This window comes from Sphingobium sp. AntQ-1 (genome assembly GCF_028538045.1).
Classification (GTDB): domain Bacteria; phylum Pseudomonadota; class Alphaproteobacteria; order Sphingomonadales; family Sphingomonadaceae; genus Sphingobium; species Sphingobium cupriresistens.
Genome location: NZ_CP117158.1, coordinates 2,821,191 through 2,838,017, shown reverse-complemented (window position 1 = coordinate 2,838,017; position 16,827 = coordinate 2,821,191). Strand labels below are relative to the sequence as shown.

At 63.5% G+C, this 16,827-nt stretch carries 16 protein-coding genes; 15 read left to right on the top strand and 1 reads right to left on the bottom strand.

Translation table 11 applies throughout. The features are described 5' to 3' along the window. Positions 1 to 111: 111 nt before the first annotated feature. From sphantq_RS14150 to sphantq_RS14100, 11 genes are all read left to right on the top strand, one after another. Positions 112 to 666: a F0F1 ATP synthase subunit delta gene (locus tag sphantq_RS14150; RefSeq protein WP_066600728.1), complete on the top strand. Its 555-nt coding sequence runs from the start codon at positions 112 to 114 to the stop codon at positions 664 to 666. A gap of 3 nt (positions 667 to 669) precedes the next feature. Beyond that, a complete protein-coding gene (gene atpA / locus sphantq_RS14145) occupies positions 670 to 2,199 on the top strand; it encodes a F0F1 ATP synthase subunit alpha (RefSeq protein WP_066600725.1) in 1,530 nt (509 codons plus the stop codon). A 53-nt stretch (positions 2,200 to 2,252) separates the two neighbouring features. Next, a complete protein-coding gene (locus sphantq_RS14140) occupies positions 2,253 to 3,137 on the top strand; it encodes a F0F1 ATP synthase subunit gamma (RefSeq protein WP_272798785.1) in 885 nt (294 codons plus the stop codon). Between the two features lie 24 nt (positions 3,138 to 3,161). Continuing rightward, a complete protein-coding gene (gene atpD, locus sphantq_RS14135) occupies positions 3,162 to 4,607 on the top strand; it encodes a F0F1 ATP synthase subunit beta (protein WP_066600722.1) in 1,446 nt (481 codons plus the stop codon). 164 nt (positions 4,608 to 4,771) lie between these two features. Further along, on the top strand, positions 4,772 to 5,026 hold the full coding sequence (locus sphantq_RS14130; RefSeq protein WP_066600717.1) for an ATP synthase F1 subunit epsilon: 255 nt from the start codon (positions 4,772 to 4,774) through the stop codon (positions 5,024 to 5,026). Positions 5,027 to 5,213: 187 nt separating this feature from the next. Further along, positions 5,214 to 7,193 carry a hypothetical protein gene (locus sphantq_RS14125; RefSeq protein ID WP_272798784.1) on the top strand — a complete coding sequence of 660 codons (1,980 nt, stop codon included), beginning with the start codon at positions 5,214 to 5,216 and terminating at the stop codon, positions 7,191 to 7,193. Continuing rightward, complete coding sequence (locus tag sphantq_RS14120) at positions 7,190 to 8,110, top strand: hypothetical protein (protein WP_272798783.1); 921 nt, start codon at positions 7,190 to 7,192, stop codon at positions 8,108 to 8,110. Before sphantq_RS14125 ends, sphantq_RS14120 begins: the two co-directional genes overlap by 4 nt. Further along, a complete protein-coding gene (locus sphantq_RS14115; protein ID WP_066600715.1) occupies positions 8,107 to 8,691 on the top strand; it encodes a hypothetical protein in 585 nt (194 codons plus the stop codon). Before sphantq_RS14120 ends, sphantq_RS14115 begins: the two co-directional genes overlap by 4 nt. 98 nt (positions 8,692 to 8,789) lie before the next feature. Continuing rightward, entirely contained in the window at positions 8,790 to 10,319 is a 1,530-nt protein-coding gene (locus tag sphantq_RS14110; protein ID WP_272798782.1) for a CpaF family protein, read from the top strand. A 112-nt stretch (positions 10,320 to 10,431) separates the two neighbouring features. Next, on the top strand, positions 10,432 to 11,241 hold the full coding sequence (locus tag sphantq_RS14105; RefSeq protein WP_272798781.1) for a class I SAM-dependent methyltransferase: 810 nt from the start codon (positions 10,432 to 10,434) through the stop codon (positions 11,239 to 11,241). Between the two features lie 124 nt (positions 11,242 to 11,365). After that, positions 11,366 to 12,205, top strand: a complete 840-nt coding sequence (locus tag sphantq_RS14100; protein WP_066604969.1) for a DMT family transporter — start codon at positions 11,366 to 11,368, stop codon at positions 12,203 to 12,205. Here the strand turns inward: sphantq_RS14100 and sphantq_RS14095 are convergent. Further along, positions 12,177 to 12,608, bottom strand: coding sequence for an OsmC family protein (locus sphantq_RS14095; RefSeq protein WP_272798780.1), 432 nt, complete (start codon positions 12,606 to 12,608; stop codon positions 12,177 to 12,179). The genes sphantq_RS14100 and sphantq_RS14095 overlap by 29 nt on opposite strands. Positions 12,609 to 12,697: 89 nt before the next feature. On the opposite strand from sphantq_RS14095, the gene sphantq_RS14090 reads away from it, so the two are divergent. The 4 genes from sphantq_RS14090 (at position 12,698) to sphantq_RS14075 (ending at position 16,809) form a co-directional block, all read left to right on the top strand. Next, entirely contained in the window at positions 12,698 to 13,063 is a 366-nt protein-coding gene (locus sphantq_RS14090; protein ID WP_129925318.1) for a PRC-barrel domain-containing protein, read from the top strand. A gap of 188 nt (positions 13,064 to 13,251) precedes the next feature. After that, complete coding sequence (locus sphantq_RS14085) at positions 13,252 to 13,908, top strand: RBBP9/YdeN family alpha/beta hydrolase (RefSeq protein WP_272798779.1); 657 nt, start codon at positions 13,252 to 13,254, stop codon at positions 13,906 to 13,908. Positions 13,909 to 14,011: 103 nt separating this feature from the next. Beyond that, the gene (locus sphantq_RS14080) at positions 14,012 to 14,212 is read left to right on the top strand and encodes a YezD family protein (RefSeq protein WP_272798778.1); all 201 of its coding nucleotides are present in this window, start codon (positions 14,012 to 14,014) and stop codon (positions 14,210 to 14,212) included. Positions 14,213 to 14,373: 161 nt separating this feature from the next. Continuing rightward, a complete protein-coding gene (locus tag sphantq_RS14075) occupies positions 14,374 to 16,809 on the top strand; it encodes a TonB-dependent receptor (RefSeq protein ID WP_272798777.1) in 2,436 nt (811 codons plus the stop codon). Positions 16,810 to 16,827 lie beyond the last annotated feature (18 nt).

Below are 16,827 nucleotides of genomic sequence, written 5' to 3'. Positions count from 1 at the left end.
ACTTGCATAGTCATAATCCCGCTGCTAACCGGCCGGGCAACAGGGGCACGGGACGGGATCAGACCGCGCCCTCTTTTTGCATGACCCGCAATTACGGAGGACGGCAAGCGCGTGGAGATTAACAGCGGCATTCAGGCTAGCCTCAGCGGCCGCTACGCGGTGGCGCTGTTCGATCTGGCCCGCGACGCGAACGCACTCGACACGGTGGCAGGCAGCCTGGCCGGGTTGAAGGCGGCCGTCGCCCAATCCCCCGATTTCAAGGGCCTGATCAACAGCCCCGTACTCAGCCGGGATGTAAGTGGCCAAACGATCGCCGCCGTCGCATCCTCCATGGGCACCGACCCGCTGACGACGAAATTTCTGGGCGTCCTTGCTGAGAATCGTCGGCTGGGCCAACTGCCCGCGGTCATCCGCGCCTATGAAACGCTGCTGTCGAATCACAAGGGCGAGGTCCGCGCCGAAGTAACGAGCGCCCACCCCCTGACCAAGACCCAGATGGGCGCTCTGACCAAGAGCCTGAAGGCGCGCGTCGGCCGCGACGTCATGCTCGACGCGAAGGTCGACCCCGCGATCCTGGGCGGGCTGGTCGTCAAGATCGGCAGCCAGATGATCGACAGCTCCATCCGCACACGTTTGAATACGCTCGCCCAGGCGATGAAAGGCTAAGTCATGGATATCAACGCCGCAGAAATTTCGAAGGTCATCAAGGACCAGATCGCCAATTTCGGCACCGAAGCGCAGGTCAGCGAAGTCGGTTCCGTGCTGACCGTGGGTGACGGCATCGCCCGCGTCCATGGCCTCGACAACGTCCAGGCGGGCGAAATGGTCGAGTTCGCCAACGGCGTGCAGGGCATGGCGCTCAACCTGGAAGCCGACAATGTCGGCGTCGTGATCTTCGGCTCCGACGCCGAGATCAAGGAAGGCGACACCGTCAAGCGCACCGGCACCATCGTCGACGTGCCCGTCGGCAAGGGTCTGCTGGGTCGTGTCGTGGACGGCCTGGGCAATCCGATCGACGGCAAGGGCCCGATCGTGTCCGACCAGCGTATGCGCGTCGAGCGCAAGGCGCCCGGCATCATCCCGCGCACCTCGGTCCATGAGCCGGTGCAGACCGGCCTCAAGGCGATCGACACGCTCGTCCCCGTCGGCCGCGGCCAGCGCGAACTCATCATCGGCGATCGCCAGACCGGCAAGACCGCCGTCGCCATCGACACCTTCATCAACCAGAAGGCCGCCAACGCGGGCGATGACGAGAGCAAGAAGCTCTACTGCATCTATGTCGCGATCGGCCAGAAGCGTTCGACCGTCGCACAGATCGTCAAGCAGCTCGAAGAAAATGGCGCGATGGAATATTCGATCGTCGTCGCCGCGACCGCTTCGGAACCCGCACCCCTCCAGTATCTCGCGCCCTATACCGGCGTGACCATGGGCGAATATTTCCGCGACAACGGGATGCACGCGGTCATCGTCTATGACGATCTGTCGAAGCAGGCCGTGGCCTATCGTCAGATGTCGCTGCTGCTGCGTCGTCCTCCGGGCCGCGAAGCCTATCCGGGCGACGTCTTCTATCTGCACAGCCGCCTGCTGGAGCGCGCGGCCAAGATGAACAAGGAAAACGGCTCCGGTTCGCTGACCGCGCTGCCGATCATCGAGACGCAGGCGGGCGACGTGTCGGCCTATATCCCGACCAACGTGATTTCGATCACCGACGGCCAGATCTTCCTGGAAACCAACCTCTTCTACCAGGGCATCCGTCCGGCCATCAACGTGGGCCTGTCGGTGTCGCGCGTCGGTTCCGCCGCGCAGACCAAGGCGATGAAGAAGGTATCCGGCTCGATCAAGCTGGAACTGGCCCAGTATCGCGAAATGGCCGCCTTCGCCCAGTTCGGTTCGGACCTCGACGCCTCGACCCAGAAGCTGCTGAACCGCGGCGCGCGCCTGACCGAGCTGCTCAAGCAGGGCCAGTTCTCGCCGCTGCCGTTCGAAGAGCAGACCGCGTCGATCTTCGCGGGCACCAACGGCTATCTGGACAGCGTCCCGGTCAAAGATGTGACGCGCTATGAAGAGCTGATGCTGGCCTATCTGCGCCACGACCATGCCGACGTGCTGACCACGATCCGCGACAGCAAGGATCTGGGCGACGACGCCAAGGCCAAGCTCAAGGCGGCGCTCGACAGCTTCGGCAAGACGTTCGCATAAGATAAATTTCGTCATCCCAGCAAAGGCTGGGATGACGAACTGAAGGGTTCGTCATGGCTAGCCTCAAAGAATTGAAGATCCGCATCGGGTCGGTGAAATCGACCCAGAAGATCACCAAGGCGAAGCAGATGGTCGCCGCCGCGAAACTGCGCAAGGCGCAGGCCGCGGCCGAGGCCGCCCGCCCCTATTCCAGCCGGCTGGAAGCGGTCGTCGCCAGCCTGGCGTCGAAGATCGCGGGCGGCGCCGGCGAAGGCGCGTCCCCGCTGCTCGCCGGCACTGGCAAGGACGAAGTCCATCTGCTGGTCGTCGCCAACTCCGACCGGGGCCTGGCCGGCGCATTCAACGCCAATATCGTCAAGGCGGCGCTCGCCAAGGCACGCGCGCTGGGGCTGGACGGCAAGAAGGTGCAATTCTACCTGATCGGCCGCAAGGGGCGCCCGGTCATCAACCGCGCCTATCCGGGCAAGATCGTCGCGCAATATGACACCACCGGCGCCAAGCAGCCCGGCTATGATCAGGCGCAGGCGATCGGACAGGAACTCAGCAAGATGTTCCTCGACGGCAAGTTCGACGTCGCGCATCTCTTCTACTCGCGCTTCAAGTCCGCGCTGGCGCAGATCCCGACCGAGCAGCAGATCATCCCGGTCAAGATCCCGGCCGACGCCGACCGCAACGCCATTCCCGCCACGGTGGAATATGAGCCAAGCGAGGAAGCGATCCTGGACGATCTGTTGCCGCGCAACATCTCGATCCAGTTGTTCAAGGCGCTGCTGGAAAATAACGCATCAGAACAGGGCGCGTCGATGACCGCGATGGACAACGCAACGCGCAACGCCGGCGACCTGATCAGCAAGCTGACGATCCAGTATAACCGCAGCCGCCAGGCCGCGATCACCACCGAACTCGTCGAAATCATTTCGGGCGCGGAAGCCCTCTAAGCACACGCACGCAAGGAAGCAGTCATGGCAACCACCAACAATGTAGGCCGCATTTCGCAGGTCATCGGCGCCGTCGTCGACGTGACCTTCCCCGATGCGCTCCCGTCGATCCTCTCGGCTCTGGAAACCAGCAACAACGGCCAGCGCCTGGTGCTGGAAGTCGCTCAGCATCTGGGTGAAAACACCGTTCGCACCATCGCGATGGATTCGACCGAAGGCCTGACCCGCGGGCAGGAAGTGACCGACACCGGCGCGCAGATCAGCGTGCCCGTCGGTCCGGCCACGCTTGGCCGCATCCTCAACGTCGTTGGCGAACCCATTGACGAACGTGGCCCGGTGCAGACCGAACTGCGCTCGCCAATCCATGCCAAGGCGCCGGAATTTGTCGACCAGTCGACCGAAAGCGCGATCCTGGTCACCGGCATCAAGGTCATCGACCTTCTCGCCCCTTACGCCAAGGGCGGCAAGATCGGCCTGTTCGGCGGCGCGGGCGTGGGCAAGACGGTTCTTATTCAGGAACTGATCAACAACATCGCCAAGGGCCATGGCGGCACGTCGGTGTTCGCCGGCGTGGGTGAACGTACCCGTGAGGGCAACGATCTCTACCATGAATTTCTCGACGCGGGCGTCATCGCCAAGGATGCCGATGGCAATGCCATCACCGAAGGCTCCAAGGTTGCTCTCGTCTATGGTCAGATGAACGAGCCGCCGGGCGCCCGTGCGCGCGTCGCCCTGTCGGGCCTGACCATCGCGGAATATTTCCGCGACGTCGAAAATCAGGACGTGCTGTTCTTCGTCGACAATATTTTCCGCTTCACCCAGGCAGGCGCAGAGGTGTCCGCTCTGCTTGGCCGTATTCCTTCGGCCGTGGGCTATCAGCCGACCCTGTCGACCGACATGGGCCAGTTGCAGGAGCGCATCACCTCCACCAACAAGGGGTCGATCACCTCGGTGCAGGCCGTTTACGTTCCCGCAGACGATTTGACCGATCCGGCGCCGGCGACCAGCTTCGCGCACTTGGACGCGACGACCGTTCTCAACCGCGCCATTTCGGAGCTGGGCATCTATCCTGCGGTCGATCCGCTCGACTCCACCAGCCGCGTGCTGGAGCCGCGCACCGTGGGCCAGGAACATTATGACACCGCCCGCGCCGTCCAGTCGATCCTGCAGAAGTACAAGTCGTTGCAGGACATCATCGCCATTCTGGGCATGGACGAGCTGTCCGAAGAGGACAAGCTGACCGTCGCCCGCGCGCGCAAGATCCAGAAGTTCCTGTCGCAACCCTTCCACGTCGCCGAAGTCTTCACCGGCATCAGCGGCAAGTTCGTCCAGATCGAAGACACGGTGAAGTCGTTCAAGGCCGTGGTCGATGGCGAATATGACCATCTGCCGGAAAACGCCTTCTATATGGTCGGCGGCATCGACGAAGCGGTCGAAAAGGCCAAGAAGCTGGCTGCGGAAGCCGCGTAAAACCATCCTCTCCCTGTGGGAGAAGGACAAGCAGACTTGCCGGCTTGCCGGCTAGTCGAAGTTGGATGAGGGCGCGCAAGGCATTGCGATAGCTCTCACCCTCCCACCGCTTTGCGGCGGGCCCCTCCCTCTCCCGTTGGGAGAGGGGTTCTGAGGACTAGACAATGGCACTGCATTTCGAACTCGTAACCCCGGAAAAGCTCGTCCGCTCGGCGGAAGTCTGGCAGGTCGTGGTGCCCGGCACCGATGGCGACTTCGGCGTGCTGGAGGGTCATGCGCCCTTCATGTCAACGGTCCGCGACGGCAGCATCCAGATATTTGCGTCGGCCGGCGCCGCGCCGGAAATCATCCCGGTCGAAGGCGGCTTTGCCGAAGTGAATGAAAAGGGCCTGACGGTCCTGGCAGAAAAGGCCGGCTGACAGGCCAACTGGCCACGCATGTGCAAAAAGGGCGGCCCGTCTATACGGGCCGCCTTTTTCGTTTCCGCCGATCGCAACGGTTAAACAGCCATTTACCCCGATCGCCTAGGCATTGGGTCGATGCGACTTTTGATAATAGCCCCTTACCCGATCCGATTCGGCCCGGCCCGCCACCATGGCGTCCGCCATGGATAGCCTGTTCGCGGCGGACATCATCGGGCTGGCCCTTGGCCTTCTGCTCGGCATCGGCTGGCTATTGCTGCCTGGCGTCGGCATCGCCAGCCTGTTCGATCGCTTCGGGGTCGATTGCGGCCGGGGTTGGGACAGGCTGAGTTGGGCGCTGCTGCTGGCGGTGACTCTGCTCCCTGCGATCGATGCTCTGCTGGTCCGGGTCGGCGGCATGGCGCTGATGGCGTGCCTGCATGGCGCGCTCGCCCTCATCGCCCTGATGCAGCCGCGCCAGTTCATGCCTGCCGGACGATCCGGTTGGATGCTCGCAGCGCCGTTCATCATGCTCTGGGCGATCGTCGTCGCCTTCGTCTTTGTCGATTTCAGCGTCGGCGGCACGCTCAACCAGTCGCTGCTTGATCTCGACCTGGTGAAACATGCCGCCGTCACTGGCGCGATCGCGCGGGAGGGGCTGCCTTTCGCCGATCCCTTCTTCGCCCGCCCCGGCTTTGTCGGCTATTATTATTATTTCTACCTCTGGCCGGCCGCGCTCCTCTGGTCCGGCGGCGGCGTCATTGACGCGCGCATGGCCTTCGCTGCGGCGGATTTCTGGGCGGGCCTTGCCCTGGTCGCGCTGCTGTGGCGGATTGCGGTCGATGCCCGGCTGATCCGTATCGGACGAGAACGCGCCTTTCTCAACCTCCTCCTGCTCTTCTGCGTCACCTCCGGCGCGGACCTGCTGATGATGATCGTGCGGCTGATAGCCAGCGGCAAGATAGAGGCGCAGTCAGACTGGTGGAATACGGAGATCGTCTTCGCGCTGCGATCGACCCTGTGGGTGCCCCATCACATGACCGCGATGATCGCGGCATGGGGCGCCTTTCTGCTTCTCGCCCGCGCGCAGCATTGCGCGACGTCAGCGCGCTGGGTGCTGGCCGGCGCTGCGGGGCTGGGCATCGCCACCTGCTTCGGCTCCTCGGTCTGGATCATGATCACCGCCGCACCCATCCTCGTCGGCTGGGGCGTCCTTGCCCTGCGGCGCCGCGAACCGCTGCTCCCGCTGGCCGGGCTGGTCGCACTGGTCGCCGCGTCGGTGCAATTGTCCGACCTCCTCAGCTATCGCCACGACAGCGGATTGCCGATCGCGTTTGCCGTCCGCCCCTTCACCGTGCTGCTGCCCGAAGGCGGCGGCTGGATCTGGCTTCACCTCGCGCTGTTGCCGTTCAACTATGCGATGGAGTTTGGCATCTTCCTTTGGGGCACGATCGGCTGGTTGCGGTCGCGCCGCTTCGACCGGCGCGAGCCGGTGCAGATGCTGCTGCTGGCGAGCGCAGCCTGCTCGCTGCTCATCGCCAGCTTCCTCAAATCCACGATCATCAACAACGATCTGGCCTGGCGCTCGATCTGGTTCGCCCAGTGCGCCGCGATGCTGTGGACTGCCGCCTGGCTGCAGGGGCCGACCCCGACATTGCGCGGCCAGCCGTTGACCTTCCGCCTGCTGCTGGCGCTAGGGATCGCAGCCGTCGTCTGGGACGTGGTCGGCCTGCGTCTGATCCGGCCGCCCTGGTTCCGTACCTCGTTCAGCGAGTTGATCAGCCCGCGCGCCGATGACGACGACCAGCGGCGGGTCTATGAACGGGCCGCCCGCCTGCTCCCCGCCAACGCCGTGATCCAGCATAATCCCGCGCTCCATCGGCGCATCTTTAATTTCGGCCTCTATGGCGTGCAGCGCACCGGCGTCGCGGATCGGGAAGCCAATCTGTTCGGCGCATCCCAGGATGCCGTCCAGCGGCGCATCGCCCGGCTGCGGCCGATTTTCGAAACGGCGCTCAATCCCCAAGACATGCGGCGCCGGGCGCAGGCCGAGGGAATCGACCATCTGCTCTTCGCGTCGGTCGATCCGATCTGGCGCGCGGACGGCGGCCCGCCGGTTGGCCTGCGCTGCCGGATCAGGGAGCCGCTCGCGTGTCTCGTATCGGTCAAGGATATCGGATCATGACGGAAACTCTGCGTCGTCTGGGCGGCTTGGCCCTCATCTATCTGCTGGTGCTGATCGGCGGTTTCCTCCTCTATCTGGCGCTGATCGCGTCGCCGCTGCTAGGCGCGATCCCGCTGCTCTTCTACCGCGGCGTGCTGATCGCCTTCATCGGCGCGTTGCTGCTGGGCCTGTTGCTGGCGATCGCGGCGCGGCGCATAACCGCGCTCGACCTGTCCACCGGGGTCGGCGCTGTCGCGCTCTCGCTGGCGTTTAACATCAGTTTCCTGATCGTCTTCCCGGTCACGTTCGACCGATCGATCACCATGTTTCTGCTGGCCCGAATCGAGCGGCAGGACGGCCAATTGACGCCGCCCATGCTGGAGAAACTGTTCGTGCGCGAATATCTGGGCGATCTGCATCAGATCGATCGGCGGATGAGCGAACAGACGCTGTCGGGGAATATCGTCCAGCATGACGATGGCCGCATCGCCTTGACGCCGCAGGGCCGCCGACTGCTGTCGAGCGAGTTGATCAGCCCGCGCGCCGATGACGACGACCAGCGGCGGGTCTATGAACGGGCCGCCCGCCTGCTCCCCGCCAACGCCGTGATCCAGCATAATCCCGCGCTCCATCGGCGCATCTTTAATTTCGGCCTCTATGGCGTGCAGCGCACCGGCGTCGCGGATCGGGAAGCCAATCTGTTCGGCGCATCCCAGGATGCCGTCCAGCGGCGCATCGCCCGGCTGCGGCCGATTTTCGAAACGGCGCTCAATCCCCAAGACATGCGGCGCCGGGCGCAGGCCGAGGGAATCGACCATCTGCTCTTCGCGTCGGTCGATCCGATCTGGCGCGCGGACGGCGGCCCGCCGGTTGGCCTGCGCTGCCGGATCAGGGAGCCGCTCGCGTGTCTCGTATCGGTCAAGGATATCGGATCATGACGGAAACTCTGCGTCGTCTGGGCGGCTTGGCCCTCATCTATCTGCTGGTGCTGATCGGCGGTTTCCTCCTCTATCTGGCGCTGATCGCGTCGCCGCTGCTAGGCGCGATCCCGCTGCTCTTCTACCGCGGCGTGCTGATCGCCTTCATCGGCGCGTTGCTGCTGGGCCTGTTGCTGGCGATCGCGGCGCGGCGCATAACCGCGCTCGACCTGTCCACCGGGGTCGGCGCTGTCGCGCTCTCGCTGGCGTTTAACATCAGTTTCCTGATCGTCTTCCCGGTCACGTTCGACCGATCGATCACCATGTTTCTGCTGGCCCGAATCGAGCGGCAGGACGGCCAATTGACGCCGCCCATGCTGGAGAAACTGTTCGTGCGCGAATATCTGGGCGATCTGCATCAGATCGATCGGCGGATGAGCGAACAGACGCTGTCGGGGAATATCGTCCAGCATGACGATGGCCGCATCGCCTTGACGCCGCAGGGCCGCCGACTGCTGTCGAGCGCACGGCGGATCGGCAGTTGGTTTGCGGCCGATCCGCGCTTCGTGACAGCGCCGCAGCCTGCTCCGCCGCGCCATTAGGCATTTATCAAAGTTTCCAGCTTATTCACCTTCATCATCCCAAGGACCGGTCCCCATCCTTTCGACCGGGCCTGTCGCGAACATAGTGGCGGAGAAATATGAGCGCCTTTGGACGGAAAAATGGACCCGCCGGCATCAAGCCCGGCTTTGGCGTTGCCCGCCCGATGCAGGGCGGCAGCCCGAAAGATGAAGCCCCGCGCGGCGGCGACCAGTTCCCGCCCCTGGACATCGCGTCGCTGCCGGGCGAAGTCCCCTTCGACCCGTTGGCGGCCCCAACCAGCCAGATGCAGCGCAATTCCGACGCGATGGCCCGCCTGTCGCACCGCGCCAATGCCGAACATGTGCCCGACGCCGGGCCGCAGGGATTTGAAGCGAGCGTCCACAAGATCAAGGAGCAGGTGCTGCCCCGCCTGCTGGAGCGCGTCGACCCGGAAGCTGCGGCGACACTGACCAAGGATGAACTGGCGGAGGAATTCCGCCCGATCATCATGGAAGTGCTGGCGGAACTTAAGCTGACGCTCAACCGCCGCGAACAGTTCGCGCTGGAAAAGGTGCTGGTCGACGAATTGCTGGGCCTTGGCCCGCTCGAAGAATTGCTGAACGACCCGGACATCACCGACATCATGGTGAACGGGCCGGAACAGACCTATATCGAAAAGAAGGGCAAGCTGGTCATCGCCCCGATCAAGTTCCGCGACGAGGAGCATCTGTTCCAGATCGCGCAGCGGATCGTGAACAAGGTCGGCCGCCGCGTCGACCAGACCACGCCACTGGCCGACGCCCGCCTGCCCGACGGTTCGCGCGTCAACGTCATCGTGCCGCCGCTCAGTCTGAAAGGCACGGCGATATCGATTCGTAAATTCTCCGCCAAGCCGATCACCATCGACATGCTCGCCCAATGGGGCGCGATGAGCCCGAAGATGGCGACGGCGCTGAAGATCGCTGGCGCGTGCCGCTTCAACGTGGTCATTTCGGGCGGTACGGGGTCTGGCAAGACGACGATGCTCAATGCCCTGTCGAAGATGATCGATCCGGGCGAGCGCGTGCTGACGATCGAGGACGCGGCGGAGCTGCGTCTGCAACAACCGCACTGGCTGCCGCTGGAAACGCGCCCGCCCAACCTGGAAGGCCATGGCGCGATCACCATCGGCGACCTGGTCAAGAACGCCCTGCGTATGCGGCCCGACCGCATCATCCTGGGCGAAATTCGTGGCGCGGAATGTTTCGATCTGCTCGCCGCGATGAACACCGGCCATGACGGGTCCATGTGTACGCTCCACGCCAATAGCCCACGCGAATGTCTGGGCCGTATGGAAAACATGATCCTGATGGGCGACATCAAGATCCCCAAGGAAGCCATTTCCAAACAGATCGCCGATTCGGTCGACCTCATCATCCAGGTGAAGCGCCTGCGTGACGGGTCGCGCCGCATCACCAACGTCACCGAAGTGATCGGCATGGAAGGCGACGTCATCGTCACCCAGGAACTGTTCAAATTCGAATATCATGATGAGGATGATAGCGGGAAGATCATCGGCGAATATCGTTCGATGGGCCTGCGTCCCTATACGCTCGACAAGGCGCGCATGTTCGGCTTCGACCAGCCGTTCCTGGAAGCCTGTCTCTGACAGGCTGGCTGTAAGATTATGTGGCTGGCGGGGATTTGTCCCCGCCGCCCTCTTGCGCCCGGCGCAAGGGACCGGCACATCACCCTCTCCCTGAAAAGAGAGGATGCCCCCGATGAATCGTCTCGCCCGCGTTGCCCTGTTGCTGACCGGCCTTGCCATGCCGCTGCCGCCGCTCGCCGCGCAACATGCCGATCACGCCGCCCACCAGGCGGATCCGATCGCCGCCGCCGTCGCTGCGCCCAGCCGCACGCCCAAAAATGTCGCCCGCGACCCATATCGCCACCCGGCCGAAACGCTCGCCTTCTTCGGTGTGACACCGAGTCAGACAGTTGTGGAATATAGCCCAAGCGGCGGCTGGTACAGCGAAGTCCTGGCGCCGCTGCTGCGCGACCATGGCACTTTCTATGCGCTCCAGCCCACCGGCCGCTATCTGGACGGCTACAAGAGCTTCCTCGCCGCCAATCCGGTCGCCTATGACAAGGTGAAGCTGGTCGCCCATCCCGAAGCGGCCGCCAGCATTCCGGCCGGCAGCGTCGACACCGTGCTGACCTTCCGCAACGTCCATAACATGGTCATGGCCGGGAGCGAGGCCGCGACCTTCAAGGCGTTTTTCGACATGCTCAAGCCCGGCGGTACGCTGGGCGTGGTCGATCATCGTCTGCCCGAAGATCGCGACAGCGCGCTGGAAAAGAGCAGCGGCTATCTGAAAGTCTCCACCATCCGCCGCATCGCGCAGGCCGCCGGCTTCGACTATGTCGGCGCGTCCGAAGTGAACGCCAATCCCAAGGATACAGCCGACTGGCCCAAGGGCGTATGGACCTTGCCGCCGGTGCTCAGCCAGAAGGATGTCGACAAGGACAAATATCTGGCCATCGGCGAAAGCGACCGGATGACGCTGAAATTCCGCAAGCCGGTTAAATAAGCAAAGGCCCGGTTGCGTCACGGCGCAACCGGGCTAAGGCGGCGGCGTGACCGCATCTGTCCGTCCCCATCGCCCGCTTTTCGCCATCGGGCTGCGCCTGATCGCCGTGCTGTGCCTGTCGGTGATGTTCGTGACCGTGCGGGTGGCGAGCGAACATGGCGTCCATGTCGTCGAATCGCTCTTTTACCGGCAGGCGCTGGCGCTGCCTATGATCCTCCTGTGGGTCGCGCTGGCGGGCGGCCTGCGCACCGTGCGCACCCGGCGGATCGGCGTCCATGCCAGCCGCATGATGCTGGGCCTGACGGGGATGCTGCTCAATTTCCTGTCCTACATCCTGCTGCCACCCGCCGAAGCCGCAACGATCGGCTTCACCATGCCGATCTTCGGCACGATATTGTCGGCGCTGATCTTGCGGGAAGCGACCGGCATCCATCGCTGGGCCGCGGTGCTGGTCGGCTTCCTCGGCGTGCTGGTGATCGTTCGACCCGACGCAGGCCATTTCCCGATCCAGGGCGTCGCGGTCGCCATCGCCGCCGCGCTGGTGACCGCCAGCGTCAGCCTGGTGCTGCGTGAACTGGGCCGGACCGAAGCGGCGGGCGTCGTCGTGTTCTGGTTCACCATCCTGTCCATGATCCCGCTGGGCATCGCCATGCCCTTCGTCGCGCAGGCGCATGATGCGCTGACATGGGGATTGCTGATGTTGATCGGCCTGTTCGGCGGCATCGCGCAACTGTGCCTGACCGCCGCCCTGCGCTGGGCGCCGGTGTCGGTGGTGCTGCCGATGGATTATACGACGATCATCTGGACCAGCCTGCTGGGCGTGGCGATCGGCGAGAATTGGCCAATGGCGACCACTTGGGCCGGCGCGGCGCTGATCGTGGTCAGCGGCCTTTATATCGCCTGGCGCGAACATATCCGCGCCAGGCGTCCGGTCGTCAGTTCAGCAGTTCCGCCTCAAGGCTGATATCGGCCTTCAGCAACTTGGAGATCGGGCAATTCGCCTTGGCCTTGCCCGCCAGTTCCTGAAAGATCGCATCGTCCGTGCCGGGGATGGTCGCCTTGAGCGTCAGCTTGCTCGCGGTCACGGCGAAACCGTCGTCCAGCTTCTCCAGCGTCACGACCGCTGTCGTCTCCATCTTCTCGGCCGTCAAACCGGCTTCGCCCAGGATCAGCGACAGCGCCATGGTGAAGCAGGAGGCGTGGGCGGCGGCGATCAATTCCTCCGGGTTGCTGCCCGGCTGTCCTTCGAAGCGCGTCGCAAAACCATAGGGATAGGCGTCCAGCGCGCCGCTCTGGGTAGAGATGGCGCCCTTCCCGTCCTTCAGGCCGCCCGTCCAGACTGCCGAACCGCTGCGATTGATTTTCATGGGCGATGCTCCTTGTGATGAGCCAAAGGAACCCCAGCGGTCCCCCATGGTTGCATCATCATAGCGTCATTTCTCACAGGAGCATGACAATGACTGACCTGACTATGGAAAATCATGGCGACCTTATCGCCTCCGACCGGGTCGAAGGCACCGCCGTCTATAACCGCCAGGGCGAACGCCTGGGCAAGATCTCCAACTTCATGGTGGACAAGCGCAGCGGCCAGGTGCGTTACGCTGTGCTGTCCTTCGGCGGCTTTCTGGGCATGGGGCACGACCATTATCCCCTGCCCTGGTCGATGCTGGCCTATGACACCGGCCAGCATGGCTATGTCGTCGATCTCGACAAGCAACTGCTCGAAAATGCCCCACGTTATGGTGCGGACCAGCGTCCCGATTATGACGACGGCTATGGTCGCAACGTCTACCAATATTATGGCCTGATCTACCCCTGGTAAGGCGTCCTGAGGCGTGACCGATCGGCCGGGCCGGCATCAGCCGGCCCGGCCGCATTGCTGTTGACGATCCCGCTGTGATGGCGTCTTTCCGGCTGCCTAGATTTCACCACATTTCGCCGCTTGCCTATTGTCTACCAGATTAATAGAATTATTGTCGGAGCCTCGATAGCAAGGATGAGGATCAGACCATGGAGCGATTCGGTTTTTCGAGTGACACGCGCCAACCGGTCGTGCTGACCATCCCCGGCCTCAACAATAGCGGGCCGGGCCACTGGCAGACAATCTGGGAAGACACGCGCGGCGATTGCGAGCGGGTGGACCTGGGCAGCTGGGCCAGCCCCAACCGCAATTCCTGGGTGACGCGGCTCGACGCGGCCATCCGCGAAGCGAACGGACCGGTCATATTGGCGGCGCACAGCCTGGGCTGCCTGGCCGTCGCCTGGTGGGGCGCCTTACAAAGCCAGGCCTATGGCTGGCCGGTGACCGGCGCGCTGCTGGTCGCGCCGCCCGATTGCGACCGGATGGAAACGCCAGAGACGATCGGCGGATTCGGCCCAACACCCCGCGCGCAACTGCCCTTCCCCTCTATCCTGGTGGGCAGTCGCGACGATCCCTATATCTTCTTCGAACGCGCCCATAGCATTGGCAAATATTGGGGCAGTCAATTTGTCGATGCCGGTCATGCCGGCCACATCAACGCCCAGTCGGGTTTGGGCGACTGGCAGTTCGGGCAATGCTTGCTCGAACGGCTGATCGACAATGCGCAGGAACAGGCGTCGGCCATGCGCCAGATGCGCCCGGCGCTGCCCATGGCGCAGGCTGTGCGCCCGACGCTGCATCCCTAAAGCTCACCCCACAGGGGCGCGACAAGGCAAACTTGCGCGCCCCTAATATTTGCTTTTTTGTCTATCTTTACAGTTGAGATATTAGACGGAACCAGAGGTGCCCATGAGCGAACATAAACCCATCGAACTCCGCCACTCCCGCATCGACGGCGCTCGCCCGGAGCTGCGTCCCGACGTCGTCGCCAGCGTCGACAAGGTGCGCAGCGTGCTGGAGGCGCTGCGTTTTGGATCGATCACGCTGACCGTGCATGACGCGCGGGTGGTCCAGATCGACGTGACGGAAAAGACCCGCCTGACCAACTGAGCGATCAGGCGGGGGCGAAACGGAATTTCGGGCTGCGACAAGCGGTCCAGGCGGCAGGGGGTGAGCCGCATTGCCATTTCATCCCTTATTATCGGCTTTGACCGGACGACCGGAAACGCCGCGATCAGAAACCACCGGACAGCCGGATAAAGGGGAATATCATGATTGCGCGTTTTCTGTTGCTCGCGAGCGTCGCGGGCGTTTCCATCATCACGCCCGGCGCCTTCGCGCAGGATGCGGTTCAGCCGGCCGCCGGTGACGTCCAGCAACCCAATGTGCGCGGCGAAGTGATCGTCGTCACCGCCCGTCGCCGACAGGAAACCGCGCAGGAAGTGCCGCTTGCCATTTCCGTCGTGAAGGGCGACAGCATCGAGGCGACGGGCAATTTCAACATCGTGAAGCTGCAACAGCTCGCCCCCACCTTGCAGGTCTATACCACCAACCCGCGCAACACGTCGGTCAACATCCGCGGCCTGGGCGTGCCGTTCGGCCTGACCAGCGACGGCTTCGAACAGGGCGTCGGCATCTATGTCGACGATGTCTATAACAGCCGCGTCGCCGCCGCGACCTTCGACTTTCTGGATGTAGCCCAGGTCGAAGTGCTGCGCGGGCCGCAGGGCACGCTCTATGGCAAGAACACGACGGCCGGCGCGATCAACATCACGACCAACCAGCCGACCTTCGATTTCGAAGGGCGCGCCGAACTGACCGTGGGCAACCTCAATTACAAGCAGGCCAAGGCCGCCGTGTCCGGTCCGCTGACCGACACGATCGCCGCCCGCATCGCGATCGCCGCGACCACCCGCCGCGGCACGCTCTACAATGTCACCAGCCAGCGCTGGATCAACGAACAGGATAATTTGGGCATTCGCGGCCAATTGCTGTTCAAGCCCAATGACGATTTCAGCATCACCCTGTCGGGCGACTATAGCAAGCAGGACCCGGAATGTTGCGGCACGACCTTCGTGCGCGTCGGCAAGACCCAGCGCGCGCTCGCCCGCCAATATGATGCGCTGGCCGTCGCGCAAAATTATGTCGCGCCCAGCCGCAACCCCTATGATCGCCTGAGCGACCTCGATTCCAACCTGAATGCGGGCAACAAGATCGGCGGCGTGTCGGCCAAGGCGGTCTGGAATGTCGGCCCCGGCACGTTGACGTCCGTCACCGCCTGGCGCTTCTGGGATTGGAAGCCGGAAAATGACCGCGACTTCACCGGCCTGTCGATCGTCGCCAAATCGCAAAACCCGTCGCAGCAGGACCAGTATAGCCAGGAATTTCGCTACAATTACGAAAGCGAGAAGGTCGATTTCGTCGTCGGCCTGTTCGGCTTCAAGCAGCGGATCGACACCCAGGGCACCGAACAGCAGGGCAGCGCCGCCAGCCAATGGAGCCTGACCGGCGCGCTGGCGAACGATCCCAGCGTTCTGGAAGGGCTGACCGCCAGCAACACCCAATGGCTCAAAAGCACCAGCGTCGCGCTGTTCGGGCAGGTCAGTTGGAAGGCGACCGACGCGCTGACGATCCAGCCGGGCGCGCGCCTCAACTATGACAAGAAGTCGGGCTTCTACGAACGCATCGTCACCAATGGCGCCGGCGCGATCATCAGTTGCACCCCCACGCCTGCCGCCGGATCGGTGCTGGCCGCCCAGTGCGGCGTCTATCAGCCGCAGGTCAGCGCGCCGTCAGACAGCGCGTGGAACTTTACCTATGATCTCAACGTCAATTACAAGGTCGCCCGCGACGTCCTCGCCTATGCGACCTACGCCAAGAGCTTCAAGACGCTGGGCATCAACCAGAACGGCCTGCCGCTCAACGCCGACAATACAGTCAATTACGACGCCGGCACGGTGAAGCCGGAATCGGTCAACCATTATGAAATTGGCCTGAAGACGCAGTTCTGGGATCGCCGGGCGACCTTCAACCTCTCCGCCTTCCGCACCGACATCAAGAATTTCCAGGCGACGGTGAATGGCGGTCAGTTCGGGACGGTGCGCGGCTATCTCGCCAATGCGGAAAGGGTGCGCTCGCAGGGGATCGAGGCGGACTTCAAGATCGTCGCCAGCAACCGTTTCACCGCCTATGCCAATGCCGCCTATACCGACGCCCAATATAAGAAGTTCACCAACGCCCCCTGCCCGCCCGAATTGTCGGGCGGCACGTTGCAGCCTCCGGGACAGCCGGCGGATTATTCGCAGCCGGGCGTCCCCGGCGCGCTCAGCCCGCGCCAGTGCGACATTTCCGGCCAGACCCTGCCCGGCGTGTCGAAATGGGCCTTCTCCTACGGCGCAGAATATAACATTCCGGTCACGCTGCTGGCGAAGGAAGGCCAGGCCTATCTGGGCGTGGACGGCAATTACCGTTCCCATTGGAACAGCAACGCCTCGCCGTCCATCTATACCGACGTGAAGGGCTATGCCCTCACCAACTTCCGCGCCGGGTTCCGCGGCGAAGGGTTCGACATCTTCGGCTGGGTCCGCAACGCCTTCGACGTCGACTATATCGAAAATCTGCAGGTCGCGCCGGGCAACACCGGCCTGATCGCCGGCCAGGTCGGCGATCCGCAGACCTGGGGCGGCACGATCAAAGTTTTGTTCTGACCATGACGGCGCGAGCCG

What these genes read in the sequence shown, in the direction of transcription:
- sphantq_RS14100 (WP_066604969.1), top strand. Translation starts at nt 11,366, where the DNA reads ATGTTCGTGACCGTGCGGGTGGCGAGCGAACATGGCGTCCATGTCGTC.
- sphantq_RS14120 (WP_272798783.1), top strand. Translation starts at nt 7,190, where the DNA reads ATGACGGAAACTCTGCGTCGTCTGGGCGGCTTGGCCCTCATCTATCTG.
- sphantq_RS14090 (WP_129925318.1), top strand. Translation starts at nt 12,698, where the DNA reads ATGACTGACCTGACTATGGAAAATCATGGCGACCTTATCGCCTCCGAC.
- sphantq_RS14075 (WP_272798777.1), top strand. Translation starts at nt 14,374, where the DNA reads ATGATTGCGCGTTTTCTGTTGCTCGCGAGCGTCGCGGGCGTTTCCATC.
- sphantq_RS14130 (WP_066600717.1), top strand. Translation starts at nt 4,772, where the DNA reads ATGGCACTGCATTTCGAACTCGTAACCCCGGAAAAGCTCGTCCGCTCG.
- sphantq_RS14080 (WP_272798778.1), top strand. Translation starts at nt 14,012, where the DNA reads ATGAGCGAACATAAACCCATCGAACTCCGCCACTCCCGCATCGACGGC.
- sphantq_RS14105 (WP_272798781.1), top strand. Translation starts at nt 10,432, where the DNA reads ATGAATCGTCTCGCCCGCGTTGCCCTGTTGCTGACCGGCCTTGCCATG.
- atpA (WP_066600725.1), top strand. Translation starts at nt 670, where the DNA reads ATGGATATCAACGCCGCAGAAATTTCGAAGGTCATCAAGGACCAGATC.
- atpD (WP_066600722.1), top strand. Translation starts at nt 3,162, where the DNA reads ATGGCAACCACCAACAATGTAGGCCGCATTTCGCAGGTCATCGGCGCC.
- sphantq_RS14125 (WP_272798784.1), top strand. Translation starts at nt 5,214, where the DNA reads ATGGATAGCCTGTTCGCGGCGGACATCATCGGGCTGGCCCTTGGCCTT.
- sphantq_RS14095 (WP_272798780.1), bottom strand. Translation starts at nt 12,608, where the DNA reads ATGAAAATCAATCGCAGCGGTTCGGCAGTCTGGACGGGCGGCCTGAAG.
- sphantq_RS14140 (WP_272798785.1), top strand. Translation starts at nt 2,253, where the DNA reads ATGGCTAGCCTCAAAGAATTGAAGATCCGCATCGGGTCGGTGAAATCG.
- sphantq_RS14115 (WP_066600715.1), top strand. Translation starts at nt 8,107, where the DNA reads ATGACGGAAACTCTGCGTCGTCTGGGCGGCTTGGCCCTCATCTATCTG.
- sphantq_RS14085 (WP_272798779.1), top strand. Translation starts at nt 13,252, where the DNA reads ATGGAGCGATTCGGTTTTTCGAGTGACACGCGCCAACCGGTCGTGCTG.
- sphantq_RS14110 (WP_272798782.1), top strand. Translation starts at nt 8,790, where the DNA reads ATGAGCGCCTTTGGACGGAAAAATGGACCCGCCGGCATCAAGCCCGGC.